Source organism: Neobacillus sp. C211, from assembly GCF_051842875.1.
Taxonomy (GTDB): domain Bacteria; phylum Bacillota; class Bacilli; order Bacillales; family Cytobacillaceae; genus Neobacillus.
This window is the reverse complement of record NZ_JBPXRO010000110.1, coordinates 1-647: the sequence shown is the minus strand read 5'-3', so window position 1 is coordinate 647 and position 647 is coordinate 1. Positions and strand designations below refer to the sequence as shown.

Genomic DNA, 647 nt, shown 5'->3' with positions numbered 1-647 from the left:
CAGTTCTTTATTTTCATTTTGAGTATCCACTACTTCACCAATTAAAATAGTATGATCACCTGCTTCAATCCTTTTTGCAGTTTTACATTGTAAAACTCCCGCAGCTCCCAAAATAATTGGCAGATTGTATTCTGATAGGGTCCATTCACAATTTTTAAATCGGTCAATCCCTTTACTTGCAAATAAATTACAGATTTCACTCTGATCACTAGATAATACATGTACCGCAAATTTATCAGTTTTAATAAAAGACTTATAAGATGATCCCCTTTTATCAATAGACCATAAGACAAGTAAAGGGTCTATTGATACTGATGCAAATGAATTGACTGTAAGTCCTAAAGGAATGCGGTGTTCATCAACTGTTGTTACGACTGTTACATCAGTAGGATAATTTCCCATTACTTCTTTAAAAAGCGATATCCTCGCACTGTGTTCCATATTAAACAAACCTTTCATAAAATTATAAAAAGAGCTACTCCTCACCAATAATTTTAACTTCTGTTTCCATTTCAACATTAAATTTACTTTTCACAGTTTCCTGGATATACTGGATTAATTTTAGATAATCTGTTGATATTGCATGATTTACATTCACAATAAATCCAGCATGCTTCGTTGAAACTTCCGCACCACCAATCCGTTTA

General features: G+C 32.8%; 1 protein-coding gene and 1 pseudogene. Both read right to left on the bottom strand.

The genetic code is table 11. The annotated features are described in order from the left end of the window. Window positions 1-441, bottom strand: a 441-nt coding sequence (locus ACSU6B_RS29290; protein WP_410889967.1) for a flavin reductase family protein, incomplete at its 3' end; no start/stop codon positions are given. A gap of 34 nt (window positions 442-475) precedes the next feature. Beyond that, window positions 476-647 (bottom strand): annotated as a pseudogene (gene murB, locus ACSU6B_RS29285) (UDP-N-acetylmuramate dehydrogenase); the annotation flags it as partial.